Annotated in this window: 15 protein-coding genes; 6 read left to right on the forward strand and 9 right to left on the reverse strand. The window is 32.4% G+C overall.

The window, feature by feature from the left end; genetic code table 11:
* The first annotated feature begins 216 nt into the window (after window positions 1-216).
* From DNC80_RS12110 to DNC80_RS12135, 6 genes are all read left to right on the forward strand, one after another.
* A complete protein-coding gene (locus tag DNC80_RS12110) occupies window positions 217-1,269 on the forward strand; it encodes a DUF6371 domain-containing protein (RefSeq protein ID WP_255493241.1) in 1,053 nt (350 codons plus the stop codon).
* 175 nt (window positions 1,270-1,444) lie between these two features.
* A complete protein-coding gene (locus DNC80_RS12115; RefSeq protein ID WP_182651446.1) occupies window positions 1,445-1,945 on the forward strand; it encodes a BfmA/BtgA family mobilization protein in 501 nt (166 codons plus the stop codon).
* Window positions 1,945-3,015: a DUF5712 family protein gene (locus DNC80_RS12120; RefSeq protein ID WP_182651447.1), complete on the forward strand. Its 1,071-nt coding sequence runs from the start codon at window positions 1,945-1,947 to the stop codon at window positions 3,013-3,015. The genes DNC80_RS12115 and DNC80_RS12120 overlap by 1 nt, the downstream gene beginning before the upstream one ends.
* 17 nt (window positions 3,016-3,032) lie before the next feature.
* Window positions 3,033-3,623: a ParA family protein gene (locus DNC80_RS12125; RefSeq protein ID WP_182651448.1), complete on the forward strand. Its 591-nt coding sequence runs from the start codon at window positions 3,033-3,035 to the stop codon at window positions 3,621-3,623.
* Window positions 3,624-3,673: 50 nt separating this feature from the next.
* Complete coding sequence (locus DNC80_RS12130; RefSeq protein WP_182651449.1) at window positions 3,674-3,898, forward strand: hypothetical protein; 225 nt, start codon at window positions 3,674-3,676, stop codon at window positions 3,896-3,898.
* 286 nt (window positions 3,899-4,184) lie between these two features.
* The gene (locus tag DNC80_RS12135; protein ID WP_182651450.1) at window positions 4,185-5,174 is read left to right on the forward strand and encodes a hypothetical protein; all 990 of its coding nucleotides are present in this window, start codon (window positions 4,185-4,187) and stop codon (window positions 5,172-5,174) included.
* A 361-nt stretch (window positions 5,175-5,535) separates the two neighbouring features.
* Here the strand turns inward: DNC80_RS12135 and DNC80_RS12140 are convergent, their stop codons facing one another.
* Genes DNC80_RS12140 through DNC80_RS12180 form a run of 9 tightly spaced genes read right to left on the reverse strand, consistent with a single transcriptional unit; the run spans window position 5,536 to window position 15,141 of the window.
* A complete protein-coding gene (locus DNC80_RS12140) occupies window positions 5,536-6,477 on the reverse strand; it encodes a radical SAM protein (protein ID WP_182651451.1) in 942 nt (313 codons plus the stop codon).
* Window positions 6,470-7,138 carry a hypothetical protein gene (locus DNC80_RS12145; protein ID WP_182651452.1) on the reverse strand — a complete coding sequence of 223 codons (669 nt, stop codon included), beginning with the start codon at window positions 7,136-7,138 and terminating at the stop codon, window positions 6,470-6,472. Before DNC80_RS12145 ends, DNC80_RS12140 begins: the two co-directional genes overlap by 8 nt.
* Before the next feature lie 14 nt (window positions 7,139-7,152).
* Complete coding sequence (locus tag DNC80_RS12150) at window positions 7,153-7,782, reverse strand: hypothetical protein (RefSeq protein WP_182651453.1); 630 nt, start codon at window positions 7,780-7,782, stop codon at window positions 7,153-7,155.
* Window positions 7,783-7,796: 14 nt separating this feature from the next.
* Entirely contained in the window at window positions 7,797-8,522 is a 726-nt protein-coding gene (locus tag DNC80_RS12155) for an ABC transporter ATP-binding protein (protein ID WP_182651454.1), read from the reverse strand.
* Window positions 8,519-9,295 (reverse strand): ABC transporter permease, encoded by a 777-nt coding sequence (locus DNC80_RS12160; RefSeq protein ID WP_182651455.1) that lies wholly within the window; start codon window positions 9,293-9,295, stop codon window positions 8,519-8,521. The genes DNC80_RS12155 and DNC80_RS12160 overlap by 4 nt, the downstream gene beginning before the upstream one ends.
* Complete coding sequence (locus DNC80_RS12165; RefSeq protein ID WP_182651456.1) at window positions 9,288-10,160, reverse strand: ABC transporter permease subunit; 873 nt, start codon at window positions 10,158-10,160, stop codon at window positions 9,288-9,290. The genes DNC80_RS12160 and DNC80_RS12165 overlap by 8 nt, the downstream gene beginning before the upstream one ends.
* Window position 10,161: 1 nt before the next feature.
* Entirely contained in the window at window positions 10,162-11,373 is a 1,212-nt protein-coding gene (locus DNC80_RS12170; RefSeq protein WP_182651457.1) for an ABC transporter substrate-binding protein, read from the reverse strand.
* A 50-nt stretch (window positions 11,374-11,423) separates the two neighbouring features.
* Window positions 11,424-14,399 (reverse strand): TonB-dependent siderophore receptor, encoded by a 2,976-nt coding sequence (locus DNC80_RS12175; protein WP_182651458.1) that lies wholly within the window; start codon window positions 14,397-14,399, stop codon window positions 11,424-11,426.
* A gap of 43 nt (window positions 14,400-14,442) precedes the next feature.
* Window positions 14,443-15,141: a DUF2064 domain-containing protein gene (locus tag DNC80_RS12180; protein ID WP_182651459.1), complete on the reverse strand. Its 699-nt coding sequence runs from the start codon at window positions 15,139-15,141 to the stop codon at window positions 14,443-14,445.
* Window positions 15,142-15,698: the final 557 nt, after the last annotated feature.

The following is a 15,698-nucleotide window of genomic DNA, read 5'->3' on the forward strand; positions in this document are numbered from 1 at the left end:
TTCTTCACTTTCTTCACTTTGTGTTTCAAGTATATGATTTACAATTATTTAAAAGTATCTATTTATGCAATATTAGTGAAGAAAGTGCAATTTAACATTTCATCAAAAAAATGTAAAGTGAAGTCAAAATGAAGCCAAAATGAAGTCTTAAAACCTTGTAAACCCTTACTATTACTGAAAAGTGAAGAAAGTGAAGAAAATGCAATACTATAAATTATGTATAAATACTCATTGCAGAAAAAATCAACTAAACATAAATGTCCTAATTGTAATAAAAAAAGGTTGGTGCTTTATATCGATTTAGAAACTAAAGAATACGTTTCGCCTCTTGTTGGTAGATGTGATAGGGAAATAAATTGTGGTTACCATTACTCCCCGAGATCTTATTTTAATGATAACAATCAGCACTATGTTCCGAATATAAAATCTTGTCCATCTTTTGTTCAAAAAGTTGAAATTTCGATTCATGATAAAGCTGATTTAACAAACACATTGATGCATTACAACGAAAACAATTTTATCCAATTCTTAAAATCAAAATTTGATAGTCAGGAAGTAGAAAAAATGACTTTTGACTATAAAATTGGAACTGCCAATTTCTGGAATTTTGGTACCATTTTTTGGCAGGTTGATTCAAAATATAATGTTAGAGGTGGAAAAGTCATTATATACAATACTTCTGGAAAAAGAACTAACTACATCAACTGGATTCATTCGATAAAAATAAAATCACAAGAAATAAAAAACTTCAACTTAAGTCAATGTTTTTTTGGAGAGCACTTGATTAATAATTGCGAAACTACTGTCGCCATCGTTGAATCTGAAAAAACAGCATGTATAATGAGCATACTATTCAAAAAATATAAGTGGATAGCTGCCGGAAGTTTAAATGGTTTAAATGACTTTAAAATGGAAGTTTTGCGAAATCGAAGAATAATTCTGTATCCAGATTTAGGTAATTATGGATTAAATGGAAGTCCTTTTACAATTTGGAAATCTAAGTGTGAGCATTTCAAAAGTAAAGGATTTGACATTCAAATTTCAGATTTATTAGAAAAGAATGGAACTACCCATCAAAGAGAAAAAGGTTATGATATTGCTGATTATTTTTTACAAAACATAAATCAAGAACCAAAAATCATACTCTCAAACCAGCAAAAATTGATTAATAAATTGTACCTAAAAAATAAGAATTTAAAAATTCTAATAGATCTATTTGATCTTACTGATCTCCATGGAAATAGAATCTCATTGTCTCTAAAAGAGTAGCTAGTCGCACAGGGGCAGAAAGGCCCCTATTTTACTAGCTCTGCGAGGCCAAGCCCTGTAAACAAGGCAATTTGAACAAAATAAATTTATACTCTTTTATAACGAAAATATAAACAAGAACTTAAGTAACTGATTTACAATTATAAAAAATATAATTATGAACAAAAAAAGTATTTTGATTCAGGAAAAACCACATAAGGAGCTTGCAAAGTTATCTGAAAGCTTAGGGCTAAATTACGGCACTTTAGTTGAAGAAATGATCTACTATTTTAAAAAAACAGGCATTAATCCAAAAGATGCTGTGAACAAAGATCCTTCGGCAATGGTTTCTGCTTTGGATAAAAGAATTGTTTCGTTTATGAAAGTCCAGGAACGGGACATTTTGAAACCGTTAAGGCAAGATGTTTTTAATTATCAAAATTCACAAAAAATAGAAATTGATAAATTGAAGGATCTAATTGAAAGACAAATAAATAAGCAATCAGATAACATTGGTACTACTGAAAAAAAATATTTGGACTTCTTGAATAAAATAAACAATACTGATAGGGAAAGAACCAAACTTGTTAATGCTGAATTAGAAAAAACCCAAAAAGCTTTAGTAATTCTTTGCCTATTATTAGATGACAAAAATAAATCTGGAGCAATTGACAAAATTAAAACTCTGTTTTCATAATGCCGATTTCTAAACCGCACAGTTCACTTGGAGCAGACAATAAAGGTAGTTGTTCAAATCTGGCTTTGTATTTAGAAAAAGAAAATCAATACTTAGATATGAGTATAAGAAAGTCTACTTCTAGCGATGAAGCTTTACAGTTGGAGAGCCGAAAACAAGGATTCTTTGATGCATTAAAGACAAACATTAGCACAATTGAAGTAATTAGTCATATTGATTCAAATAAAAAAAAACTGGGAGCCAATGACGCTAAATATTTTGCACCTACCATTTCTTTTAGTACGAATGAACTCCAACACATTGCTTTTTTAGCATCTGGAAAAAATAATGTAAAAAGTGTTTGGGATCTATCTTTGATGGAATTAGATGAGTATAACAGACTCATTAGAGATTATGGTAGAAAAGTAATGGACAATTACGCCTTAAACTTTAACCGACAAGATAAAGGAGTTCAAAGCGGGGCTGATTTGGTTTATTTTGGGAAGATTGAGCATTTTAGAAAATTTAAAGGGACTGATAAGGAAGTAGCTGATAAGAGTGTAAAGTCTGGCACATTTAAAAAAGGTCTTCAATCCCATATACACCTTATTGTATCAAGGAAAGATAAGACACAAAAATTGAAATTAAGCCCTACTTGCAATGAAAAACTAACTAATAGAACTATTGGCGACAATGAATATCAAGTGGGATTTGATCGAGTAAAGTGGATTGATATGAATGAAAAAACATTTGATGAACATTTTAAATACCAGCGCCAAGAGCTTGAAAAATTTAAAAACCAAAATATCCTAAAAAATGGGAGCCCTCAAGAGAAATATGATTTAAATAAAGTACTTAATTCAAATCAAACAAACTTCGCAGCAGCGGTTGATAAGCATCAACAATGGAATACCATAAAAGTGGTCCAAGATTCTGCGGCCTTAAAGGGAAAAACAACTCAAACATTAAATGATTTCCCAAATGATGAAATAGTGACTCAAGAAAGCGCTTCTGAGTTTGAAAATTACGCAATTGCTGACGCTGATAAAAAGAAGAAGAGAAAGAGTACCAGCACCAACAGAAAAACATAATCAAATATTTAAAACCCATGCCAAAAATAATTTTAATAACCCATCAAAAAGGCGGAGTTGGTAAAAGCACACTTACCTTTAATCTCGCTCAGAATATAGCTAAAAGCTCAAAAGTTGCGGTACTCGATTTCGACTCACAAGGAAGTTTGAGCCAATTGAAAGAGATCATTACTAGTTTCGATATCATTCCATTTGTCGAGGATATAAATACTATTTTAAACCTAGAGTATGATTTTGTTTTTATCGACACTCCTCCTTACCTATCCAATCATTTACCAAAATTGATCAATATAGCAGATCTGATACTTGTTCCAACAAAAGCCGGAATTCTGGATTTGTTAGCTATTAAAAGCACTTTAAAACTTATTGAACTCGAACAGAAAACTAATGCCACTCTTGTGGTATTCAATATGATCAAGCCCAATACTACATTAACGTTAGATATCTTAATTGGCTTAGAGGAATATAAGGTACCCATTGCAAAAACGCACATCAGTGATTTAGTTGCTTTTACAAGGTCCGTTGTTTTACAAGGGGTTGCAAACGATAGAAACGCTCAACGACAATTAGACCAACTCTCAAAAGAAATATTACTCTTGTTACTATAATTGTAGTAAGCTACAATTATAGTAACATATAAATCTATAAATCTATAACGATGAAATCAGAAAGCATGAATGACTTGATAAATAAGGTCAAGTCTAACAATCAACAAAACAAAATTCAAAAAATTGTACCTGTTCCCACTAAGGAAATAGAAGAAGTACAATTCTCATTCTACATTGAGAAAGAGATCTACAAAAAATTAAAATTAAAGGCTTTTCAAAATGAAATCAGTATGAAAGAAATCGTGAATAATGCATTAAGAAATTCACTTGTTTAAATTCAAAAAAATAGCTTATTTTACATTATTAAATTCAAGGATTTAACTGTAGACTTTTAACAAAAAACAATGCCTATTCTGTATAGATAATTACTTAAAATAAAATAACTCAAAGTGTTTAGCTTTTGAATTAGTACTATAAAATCGCCAAATTATAATAGCACGCTAATATCAAAACTAAGACGCCCATGCCTAGCGTGGGCTGTTCTTATTTGGTGTGCGGGTGTTTGGCGATACCTATAGTGCTAATAAGTAACAGTTCCACGCTTTTTTTTAATAACACGACATGGAAGATCAAAACACAAAAATCGCCAATCTTAAGGTGTTCATTTCTGAAAACTGCTCAGAAACAGAGAAAGAAATTATCAAATATTATTGGGAGTTCAAGGAAAATGAAATTTTACATTATCCAAAACAAGTAGCAAATACTTTTGGTATTGGTTTAACTGACTTAAAAAAAATTATTGCAAGTTATAGCGAATTATCCTTCGATTTTTTATGCGACCACTGTACCAAGTATGAAAAGCAAACAATTAATAGTATTACTAGATACATTGAAATTACAAAAGTAAAAAGACAAAGGAACTCCCATTCAGGTTTTAAATGTGTAATTTGTAAACAACTTGAGGAAAAGAAAGTGATTCAAGAAAAAAAAGAAGCGCAAAAAAAATTGAAGCAAAAATTTGAGCAAGCTATTGAAAACAAAAACTGGAATAACCTTAACAATTTTGAGAGAGAGGTATTAAGTACCTCCCTTGGAATTAATTTTATAGAACTAGGTAAAAAATATTGGGATCAGCTCGGCAAAGAATCCTATATCAAATTAATAAGAGCCTTAGAAAAAATTGCTAATGAAAATCTAATTCTACTTTTTAGAAATGGTCCTAACAATTATATCTATGCTTATGAACATTTAAGTTATTTGAGAGAATTTAAAGATGAAATCAAAGCCCCGAAAAAAATAAAATCAAGTTATGTTCAAACTGATGTTGATACTAATGAATTAAAATTTAAGCTGACTATCAATGAAAATCAATACCATCCTGATAGTCCTTTGCACGCAGGAACAGTTACCTTCAAAGAACGTATCGTTATTGAACCTGGAGTGGAGTACATATTTGGATTATGGAATCGAGCAAACGAAAACCTTTATCTAACAATGACACCATTAGAAAATTTGGAAAAAACGCCTCAAACAAAAAGAATCAACAGCCAACCTAAATCTATACGACAAGTCATGATTGATTATTTAAATAGTTTAGGCGCAGATTCATAAAGTACAGGAACTCTTAATGCTAATTGATAATTTAAAAATAGTATTATAGATAACTATATTTCAATAAAGCTACATTTCAATAAAGCTACATTTCTATAAAGCTGTATTTCTGTAAAACTAATTTAACTTAAATTCGAATCATAAGGCCATTAGATTCAAATCGATACTAAAAAGCAACTCATCACTAAGTAACTTTTATATGTTTCAACTACCAAATAAACTTCCTAATTTCAGGATTTAACCCTTAATTCAAATTGCTTACTCTTTTGTTAAATTTTACGTCTTTTAAATTTATTTTTTGATAAATAAAACTTCCCGTTTTCTAAACTAAAAATTGTTTGATTAGAGTACAAATAATAGCTTACGATATCGTCTTTATGCCATTTGAGTCAAAAATTTCATTTCTATGACATTTTAAGAATTCATCACAATACAAGCAAATATTTTGCATTTCTTGGCTCTTTATCACCGCAGCCTCCTCGGTTACACCAAGTGAAATGCCCATTTTAAGAGGATTTCCTTCGTTCAACATTCTAAATACCGCGCTTTGAGATGCTTTTTCGAGTACTGCTGCAACTTTTTGTTTGCGTGCGTCACCCATAGGGAAATGAGTACCAGGACAGCAAGGATTAATTTTCCATAACTGGATGCTAATTTCTTGTGGAATATCATCATAACCACCAAGAAAATTGCGGGCTCCAGAAAGTATGGAACAAAAATTATGTGTTGGATCCTTTAGATAAATATTGTTTTTCAAAGCTTTCCCTCGTGCCCAATTTCCGCCCAGCCACATATCTTCGCTAGCTCCCCAATATCCCCAACTGAGCGGGTTTTCTGCAAGGTAATGTCCACCCTCAATCAATGGATCTTTCTCTGTACCCATTACACCACAACTTTCAAAAATACCTGCTAATTCCATTAATCTACCGCCTGCTTTCTTATGGTATCTATCAATACTCGCTATGTCAAAACGTTGTACACCTTTTTCGATTAAAGTGATTAGTTTTTCGATATTTAATAAATCTCCATTAGTTTGTAGCATTATTTGTATCGACTGACCATATTTTGATCTAATAGCATCTAAAATGGTGTGCAATAACTTAATATCTGCTAGCGGCTCTCCGCCACTAAGAATAAGTCGGTCAACTTTTTCAGGAAGATTATTTATAATGTCAAGACAATCTTTTTCGCTAATTCGTTTGCCGAAAGGACTTGAATCATTGTAACAATGCTCACAGTCGTCGTTACACAATTGTGTAAAAACCCAATAGATCGATTGAATGTGATTAAAGGAATTATTCATGTAAATCTGTAATTAAATCTGCTTCTACTCCGTACTTTTCTTTTGAAACTTCAAACGCACCTGTGACATTTTCTCCAGTGAGCCAATATATCAATTTGTCAACATAATTGTCCAAATGAGTTATTTGCTGAATTCCGTGTTCTACAATGGGATCTAAAGTAGTAGCCAATAAAATGCCACCATATTGACTTGTTTGCCAGGTAATAATATCTTTTTCATCTTTTCTTTGGATAACCGTTGCACCATCAGGAATTGTGATGTAGGCACCATGCGTATGCCAACATGCGTGTCGAGGTGAAAGCCCTTGATAAACAGGATGCGAAAAATCAGTTATTGATACTGGCGGATTGTTTGGATCATCTACCCACCAATAATTATTTACCGGTCGGTCTTCCCAAGTTGCATCTAGCCAATTGGCGGAAGAATCTCCTTCAACTACAATTTTTTTTCCTTTTGCTAAAAAGGAATAAAGCAAGTCTTTATGTTTTGCAATTTCAGTATGATTGGATTGAAAAGGAATAATAATAGCGTCCAAATTATCAATTATCTTTTCAGATAAGTCATACACATAAATGAGCTTAACCAAAGCTGCATATTTTGGAGCAGTTGCAAATGAGTAATGGCTCCAAACTCCATTAAAAATTAATCCGATCTTTTTCATGTTTTGGGGTTGTATTAAAAGTTAATTTTTTTGGCCACAAGAAATAGAGCATTTTGATATAATTGTGCAAGCGAATTATTGAGATAGGTATTGGTTTTAGTGGTAATTCCAATATCTCCTAATGGCCCACTTGCTGTCATAAAGATAGTTCCTTTTGTAGACTTTTCATCAAAAACTACAATGGGCCTGTTCCAAGTATCTTGTAGGATGATTTCAGCCTCTTGAGCTGCTTCGATGTATCCGCATGACCACCAACCGCTTATATTATTATTGTATATCAGGTCGTCAATTGTAACATTTTCTAAAAGATTATATTGGTCTGATTGTACGGTATAGCGTTGATCAATACTTTTTAAATCAGTATTCATGACCCATTGGTTGTTAGGTAGCCAATTTGTAAACCAACCATCAAAGCAAAATAATGTATTCCCATTATTTAAAAAAGTTAACACTTTATCTTTTATTTTATGCATGGCAATGTGATCACTTCCATTGGGCACTATGAGCAAATGATATAAATCTAGATCAGGGCTAAACTCTTTTGTTATTTCTAAAAATGTATATTGCACGAGATCGCTTGAAACAAAGTACTTTTCTAATCCCTCAATTCCGTTTGAAACTACTGCAGCTATTACTGTTTTCATAAGTCGTTTTTAATTTATATGTTCAATTGTTTCCAAAAATCAATTTCATTTTGAACACCAGAATTTTCATCATTAAAAAAAGCAGTTTTATCTTGGTATTGAATTAACCTACCTTTTTCAATTTTCCCGATGCTGTCTCCCATAATTATCGCTTCCTTTAGATCGTGTGTCACAAAAATCGATGAAACATTCATTTTTGTAACAAGATCTTTAAATAGGATTTGCATTTGTTTTCTCGTAGCACTATCCAGAGCTCCAAAAGGCTCATCAAGTAATAATACGGTAGGCTCTATAACTATGGCACGAGCAAATGAGACACGTTGTTTTTGACCACCAGATAACTGATTTGTCATTTTATTTGAATGATTTTTTAAATCGATCATTTCTAAAATTGCATCTACTTTTTGCTGTATTATTTCATGTTTTTCTTTTCGAATCCGCAATCCAAAAGCAATATTTTCAAAAACATTTAAATGCGGGAACAGTAAGGACTCTTGATATAAGTATACACACTGTCTTTCTTGTGGTTTGGCGTGGCTAATTTCCATTTCATTTAAAAACAAGTTTCCATCATCTTGATGTTCCAAACCAGCAATTATTTTTAAAAGTGTCGTTTTGCCACTTCCTGAAGTTCCTAAAAGACTTAACGTTTTTCCTTTTTCTAAAGTTAGGTTTACGTCTGATAGAATGATTTCTGTACCAAATTTTTTGGATATGTTTTTTACTTGTAGGATTTTCATTGAGTAGCACTGTTTTCGATAAAAAATAACATTTTTTTATTCAAGTAAACTAAAAACATCGGAGGAATAATTAACAATACAGAAGCAAATGCTGCATAAAAAACATTGGCTTCATTGATAAATTTAAAGATGCTCAAAGTCAAAGTTTTTACTTTTCCGGTACCAATAATCGTTGTTAAACCATATTCGAACCAAGAGATTAAAAAAATTTGAAAAAAGCAAAGTAGCATGATATTTTTTGATAACGGTAAAATTATCCTCATGGTAGTTTGATTTGATGAACTCCCCAAGGTTGCACTTAACTCCTCAATAGCCTTTATTTTAGAGTCCCAAAAACTCATAAAAATAATGATCCCAAAAGGGAAAGCGACTAAAAATTGTGCTATCATAACACCAATAAGTGTTCCGGTTAAATTTGTAACAATAAAAAAATAATGAAATAAAACCGCCATTATAACTGGAGAGAGTAAGTAAGGCACATATGCAATAATAAGATAGATTGTCTTATTATTGCTATACGCTATAGCTTTTGAAATCAAAAAACTAAAAGCTGTAGTGAATGCCGCAACAGTTAGCGATAGTAAAACTGAGTTTGCAAATAGCGATAAGAAATTCGTTTCGGTGTTAAAAATTATGCTCCAATTCGCAATTGAAATAACATCAGGCAAAATATGAGGAAAAACCCATTTTTGGCCCAAAGACAAAAATAAAAGAAACAATAGGGGAAAACCTATTGAAACTATGAAGAGATATTGTAGGATTTTTTTAATCATTGTTGTCTTTTGTTTTAAAAAATTGTGGGTTTTTAAAAGCAATGATACCCAATGCTACAAGTAAAAGTCCAACGTAAATAATGCTCATTACATAACCTTTTGGAATATCGTAAAGATTGTAGCGTTGTATTTTTTGCACAATTGCTACAGCAATCATTTGGGGATTTTGACGACCTAAAAGCAATGGAACCTCGTAATTTCCCATTACAAATACTATAAAAAGTAGTAACGACGTAGCGTTTTTTTTGAATAATGTTGGTACTATAATTCGACTAATTATTTGTTTTTTCGAAGCCCCTAATGTTGCCGCTATTGCAGATAGTTCTTCAATTTTTTCTGATTGAAATGTATTTGAAAACAATAAGATAAAGAATGGAGAAATTAATGCAACCATTGTCAGTATAATACCGATTCCAAAAGGATCATTTATAAACTCTGGAAATGTCGATATCCCTTCCGTGAAATCAAATAAAAACGCAATTCTAGATACGAATCCTGATTGTGACAACATTTGATACATAAAAAAAGCCATAACCGTTGCAGGAAAACAAAGTGGTAAATAAATGACAACACTTAAAATCCCACTTTTAAAATTTTCTCTCCACCAGTAAGCAAGTAAAAATGACAGTATACTACTAACTGACACACTTGTAATTCCAATATACATACTAAAAGCAATGCTTTTCCAGAAAGAAATATCCGTTAGTACTAAAGCCCAAGCATTACTACTCAGGCCATTATTCAATACACCAAAAATCCCGATACTGTACAAAAAAGCATAGAGAATCACAGCTAAAACTGGTATTCCAGCTAGCAGTACAAATACGATTCTTTTGAACTTTACTATGTTTGTGGTGTTCTTCAAATTAATTGTTAATTATATTTTTTCTAAAATCTTCGGCTAATTTGACCATGTATTCAGGGGCTAGTTCCTTAAGTGCTTTATCTTGGATTTCAGTTCGTTTTGGGGATTTCAGTCTGGCAGGTATAGATTCAAATTTAGCCTTGTCTTGCGGAGATAACTTGCTAAGATCCAAAATTGTTCCGTCACCCCAAACCGTTGGATTCATTTTTTTTACTTGAGCCTCAACGGACACTAAAGCATTTGCTACCACCATTGCAGCAGCCTTATTTCCACTATTAGCAGGAATTCCTATGTAATGTGAATTTTGAATACTCCCAAAAGTAGGTACATAAGCCTGTGTTGTTTCTGGAAAAAGTCCTTCTTGAATTTTACTGTCAACTTCAGCGTCGTTATTGCTCATGGTAAACCAAAGTTCTCCATTTGCAAAAAGCTGATGTGTTTGAGCTACACTCTCAGGAAAAACACTGCCTTGTCTCCACAAGTATGGTTTTAATTCTTTGATATAAGCCCAAAGTTTAGTGCTGTATTTTTGATACTTTACTGCATCAAATGGTCCTGACAATTCTTCTTTGCTTCCTGAGATGTCAATTAAAAGCCCTTTTAAAAAAGTGAGGCCCGTAAATTGATTATCAAATGTAAATATACCAGGGTTTTTCTTGACAAATGTTAACAAATCTGCTCTAGTTTGTGGTGGATTTTGGACTTTTTTACTGTTGTAAATAACAGTTAATTGAACATTTCCCCAAGGCATTTCAAATCCATTAATAGGTTGTTGAAAATCAGTACCAATAAATGGATTTTTAAAATCGATATATTTAGCATTGGGAACTAAATTTGTCCAAGGACCAAAAAGCGCATTAATTTGTTTCAATTGATAGAATGTCTCTCCATTGATCCACATCAAGTCAATATCACTTTCAGTCTTGTTAGCTTGTTGTTCTGTCATGAGGAGTTGAACAACAGCTGATCCTTGTCCATCAATTATTTGTAAATTAATGCCGTTTTCTTTTTTGACTTTAGGAACGATATAATTTTTCATATACTGATTTATTTTGGCATCTCCCATCCACATGATCATGGAAACTTCTTTTCCTTTGGCTTGTTTTTCAATTGTAGACCAAGGGAGTTTTGAGAAATTCTCTTGCACCTCTTCTTTTTTCTTAGAGCAAGATGCTAGTATCAGTAAAATTAAAAATAAGCTAATTTTTTTCATTATATTTTTTTTAAAAGGGCTCATCATACAATGAACCCTTTGACGGTTGATTAAAATTTATAGCTAACGCCAAACTGAAATTGTCTAGGCGGAGCGGCATTTCGTTTTGTAAACAATCCGCTTGCTACCGATCCTCCTTGAATTTGATTACTTTGAGTCGCATTGTTGCTGTATCCGCTTAAGTTTTCAGCATTAAAGATATTAAATATGTCTGCTCGTATTTCAATTGAATTATTAGCATTCAAATTTATTTTTTGTTGAATTCCTAAATCAAAATTTACACTCCACGGTAATCGATCATTATTTCTAGTTTCCCCCGGAAAGCGGTCGCTGTTTCCTACGTACGAATCGCCAAAAGAAGCTCCATCGCCATTTAAATCAGTAGTGCCAAAACCAAGTGGGATTCTATTTATTGGCTGACCGCTTTGAAGCAGTCCAGCTAGCGTCACAGAAGTGCTTTTTAAAGGATAATAGTTAAATATTCCGTTTAAGTTGTGGGTTCTATCATTTATAGAAGGTCCCCATTCGCGACCAAAATTATTACTATCTGATGCTCTAAAATTGATGTCCTCTGTATCATTTTTTAAAGATGATAAAGTATAATTTAAGCGATAGGCATAGTTGTCTAGTCCTCTCGTTTTTTGCAAATTCAAACTTAATGCGTAATATCTCGATTTACCTTCTGTTTCACTTACAACTACATTTCGAGCAACACCCGTAAGCGTTTCACCATTTATTGTAGCGGAACTATTGCTGATTGGAATTGGTCTTGAAGCATCAGCTTGCTCAGGCGTTCTAATTACAACATTATTGGGATCAATCGTATATGCTGCTGCTGCGTTAAGATTTCTTAGTCGGAATTGATTTTCTCCACGATTGTGCACAAAATCTGCAAAGAACAATTTGTCTTCGTTGATTTGTGTTTGATATCCTAATGTAAACTGATGTGTGTATGGATTGTCGTATCCATTTGGATTTAAAATTCGGCGTTCGTTTGAAAATGCATTCTCTCTCTGTCCTTGTAATGAAGCTCCTGATGGCCCTTGTAAATAAGGTACCGACGCGACATTAGCTGAAATGTTACCATTGAAGGTAATAGCATTAATATTGGTATTTGATGGTAAAATTCCTAAATCAATAAACTGTTGCAGTTGTTTAGCATAAGAAATTGAAGTTGTATTTTGTTGTAACGCATCACTGTATATGGCATAATTAATTTTGTCAAAAGCTATTCCATATCCTCCTCGTAAACTACTGTTTTCGTTAAGTTTATAATTCAAGTTCAAACGTGGCGCTAGATTATTGAAATCTCCCTTTTCCGCTCCACCTTTTGATAAATTATCATAATCATAGCGTAAACCTAAAACTAGATTCAGTTTTTGATTTACCGACCATAAATCCTCGATGTAAGCAGAATAAACATTTTGTGTGGTACCAAAAACGGCTGGTCTCAACTCCACATTGTAATTGGTAACCAATGCATTTGATGGAATATCTTCAATATTTAAAGAACTGCCAACACCTGAAGTTCTAAGGGTGTTAATTTGATCGGAAGTAAGTTTTACGGTATAATTTCCATTTGGATTTCCACCACCTAACAATTCATGATTTGCGCTGATTAATCCGAAACCAAATTTAATAGTATGCTTATCAGTGTAATACTTGAATTTTTGTTGTAGTTGTATCGTGTTTTCCAAAGCATCAAAATTATAACCTGGATTTCCTAATACAGCAATAGTTTCATCATTAGGATTAAGAACAACTACTTGTGGAGCTGGACCATTATTTGCATTAGAATAATCCCATCTAAAGCGGCTGTATTGCACATTAGTTTCTGCACTAATTTGTTGGATTGTATAAGCATTTTTTAAGCTAATTAAAGCGCTATTACGAAGTTGACTATTTCCTGCTGATGGGAAACTTACACCACCATTTAACCCACCGCCTTGATTTTCAATATTGACAAGTCCAACATTGGCGCGCAACGACGATTTAAAGTTAGGATTCCAAATTTGATCAATTTTAGCTGAGAAATAATCGAATGTATTTGTTCCTCTTATGGTGCTTGCAATACCTAAATCAGGTACGTTTAACAAATTATCTTTTACGTCAGTTGTATGTTCAAAATTAAAAAAGTAAAAGGTTTTATCTTTTACAAATGCACCTCCAACAGCACCACCGGCTTGATAGCGCGCAAAGCCATCTTTAACTTGATTTCCTGATAAATCACGCTGTGCAAAACTAGATTTACCATCAATTGCTGGTCCAGGACGTGTAATAAAATAGCTTTCCCCAGTAAATGTATTTGACCCTGACTTTGTTGTCACGTCAATAACACCGCTTCCCGTTAGACCATATTCTGCCGAAAAATTACTAGTTAGTACCGTTACATCTTTTGCAAATCCTGACGTTATTGCAAATTTTTGACCACCTAAAAAACGTTCATTGTTGTCCATCCCATCAATAAGATAGGAAGTATACAAACCATTTGCGCCATTAATACTCACATTTGGAGACTCGGGGAAAAAACCTGTCGCTTGAGTAACATTGGGCAAACGATATAAAACTCTGGTTATATCTCGACCTTCAATTGGAATTTCACTTATTTCCTTAGCTTTTAATTCAAACGAAACCTCTGCATCTCTTCTGTTTATTTTAGTATTTGATTTACCAGTAACGAGTACTTCTTGTAATTCATTAGCAGATTTTTTGTTGAGGCGAATTTCAATAATCGCATTTTGATTCGATCGAATATCAAATAATTTAGATTCTTGCGCTGCGTATTCTTGGTTTCCCAAAAAGTTAATTTGATAGCCATCAAGTGATGATATATTTTTAAAAATCACGTTCCCTTTCGAGTTCGAAACTTGTGATATGCTACTGTTTTGGGACTTATTTAAAATTGAAATTGTTATCGATGGTACTACTGCATTGGTTTGTGCATCGACAATTTGCACAGTTAAGTCTTGTTGTGCATGAATTATGGTGATAGCAAATAGCATACACCAAATAAAAAGTTTTTTCATTTGAAGTTGTTAAAGTTACTTAAGGTTATTGTACAATGAATTACTAATAAATCAATTGCGGGGGACCTCTGTACTTTACAAACGAATTGTTAAATGAAGTTAGTAAGCTTTGAAGAAAGAAATAGCTTTCTTGTTCTTGATATAGTAAAGTTTGTAAATAGATTTTTAAGCGACTCTTAAACTCTAACTTATTTAAAACTTTTTGAAAGGTAGCAGTATCATTAAGGTCGTATAATCGAGGGAGTAAATAGGTAGTTGTGCTGTCACAATACGCTAATAGATTTTTCAGTACTGATTGAGTTTGCCATTTGATACTCTCAAATGCAGTACGTTGAAAAATCTGCTTTGAAATACCAATTAAGTAAGCACCTCCATTATAATCAGGACCTATAATAAAGTCATTGTCTTGAAGTTTTGAATGAGCTAGTTGCACATGTGTAAGCTGCAGTTCTAAACAATCATTACCTAATACAATTACAGAATCAAATCCTTTAGCATATATAGATTGTATAGCCTCAGTAATTTTTTCTCCAAAAGTGGATCCTTTTTGTACCGACTCGTCATAAACAAAATAAGGAATGTTAGACTTGCGCGAAATATCAATTACCTTTTTATTGAGAGCACTCCAAATTAAATAGTTTTTATCTCGAGACCTTCCAAATTTTTTGGAATTACCCTCCAATGCAGCACTCTTAGCAAAAACTAAAATAGCACTGTTTTTTTTATTGGAAGCGTAATTCATAAGCAAGTAAATATCGTATTAGTGTAAACTTTAATAGTACCTGTCTTGTAAAAATAATCAAATTCAATAATCTTGAGCAGGAACAATTCATAAATTATGTACGTAAATTTGGTTTAATTGGTTTTAACTTTTTTTAAAGGCCTATTAGATAAGCTGCTTCGCAAGAGTTTAGGAACACAGATTTTAATTTTTCATACTTTTATCGTGGATACCTGTTTTAATTCTTATGCTATGATTCTGACCAACAGCAAAATAAGCTTTTTGAAATACATTTTATCAAATATTAAAAACTTATAATCCACTTATTATCAGTACTTAAACTAATTAACGCATCAACTATAGATATCTAAAATTAAAACTGTAATTTAAAAATATACTAAAATTATGTAATCTATAGACTGTTAAATATAGGTTTTGTATATTTGTACCATAGATGAAGCTTAAAGAACTTTGCAGAAAAACGAGTATTCGTTTTTTTCCCTTTAAGAAATAGTAATCAATCATCCTCTCGCCTACTAAGATAAATAGATAGATACGACTTGAACACTGTGACTATG

Origin of the sequence: Flavobacterium sp. SOK18b (assembly GCF_014156605.1) — a bacterium.
GTDB lineage: Bacteria > Bacteroidota > Bacteroidia > Flavobacteriales > Flavobacteriaceae > Flavobacterium > Flavobacterium tiangeerense.

What these genes read in the sequence shown, in the direction of transcription:
- DNC80_RS12170 (WP_182651457.1), bottom strand. Translation starts at nt 11,373, where the DNA reads ATGAAAAAAATTAGCTTATTTTTAATTTTACTGATACTAGCATCTTGC.
- DNC80_RS12180 (WP_182651459.1), bottom strand. Translation starts at nt 15,141, where the DNA reads ATGAATTACGCTTCCAATAAAAAAAACAGTGCTATTTTAGTTTTTGCT.
- DNC80_RS12125 (WP_182651448.1), top strand. Translation starts at nt 3,033, where the DNA reads ATGCCAAAAATAATTTTAATAACCCATCAAAAAGGCGGAGTTGGTAAA.
- DNC80_RS12110 (WP_255493241.1), top strand. Translation starts at nt 217, where the DNA reads ATGTATAAATACTCATTGCAGAAAAAATCAACTAAACATAAATGTCCT.
- DNC80_RS12145 (WP_182651452.1), bottom strand. Translation starts at nt 7,138, where the DNA reads ATGAAAAAGATCGGATTAATTTTTAATGGAGTTTGGAGCCATTACTCA.
- DNC80_RS12120 (WP_182651447.1), top strand. Translation starts at nt 1,945, where the DNA reads ATGCCGATTTCTAAACCGCACAGTTCACTTGGAGCAGACAATAAAGGT.
- DNC80_RS12155 (WP_182651454.1), bottom strand. Translation starts at nt 8,522, where the DNA reads ATGAAAATCCTACAAGTAAAAAACATATCCAAAAAATTTGGTACAGAA.
- DNC80_RS12135 (WP_182651450.1), top strand. Translation starts at nt 4,185, where the DNA reads ATGGAAGATCAAAACACAAAAATCGCCAATCTTAAGGTGTTCATTTCT.
- DNC80_RS12130 (WP_182651449.1), top strand. Translation starts at nt 3,674, where the DNA reads ATGAAATCAGAAAGCATGAATGACTTGATAAATAAGGTCAAGTCTAAC.
- DNC80_RS12175 (WP_182651458.1), bottom strand. Translation starts at nt 14,399, where the DNA reads ATGAAAAAACTTTTTATTTGGTGTATGCTATTTGCTATCACCATAATT.
- DNC80_RS12140 (WP_182651451.1), bottom strand. Translation starts at nt 6,477, where the DNA reads ATGAATAATTCCTTTAATCACATTCAATCGATCTATTGGGTTTTTACA.
- DNC80_RS12160 (WP_182651455.1), bottom strand. Translation starts at nt 9,295, where the DNA reads ATGATTAAAAAAATCCTACAATATCTCTTCATAGTTTCAATAGGTTTT.
- DNC80_RS12150 (WP_182651453.1), bottom strand. Translation starts at nt 7,782, where the DNA reads ATGAAAACAGTAATAGCTGCAGTAGTTTCAAACGGAATTGAGGGATTA.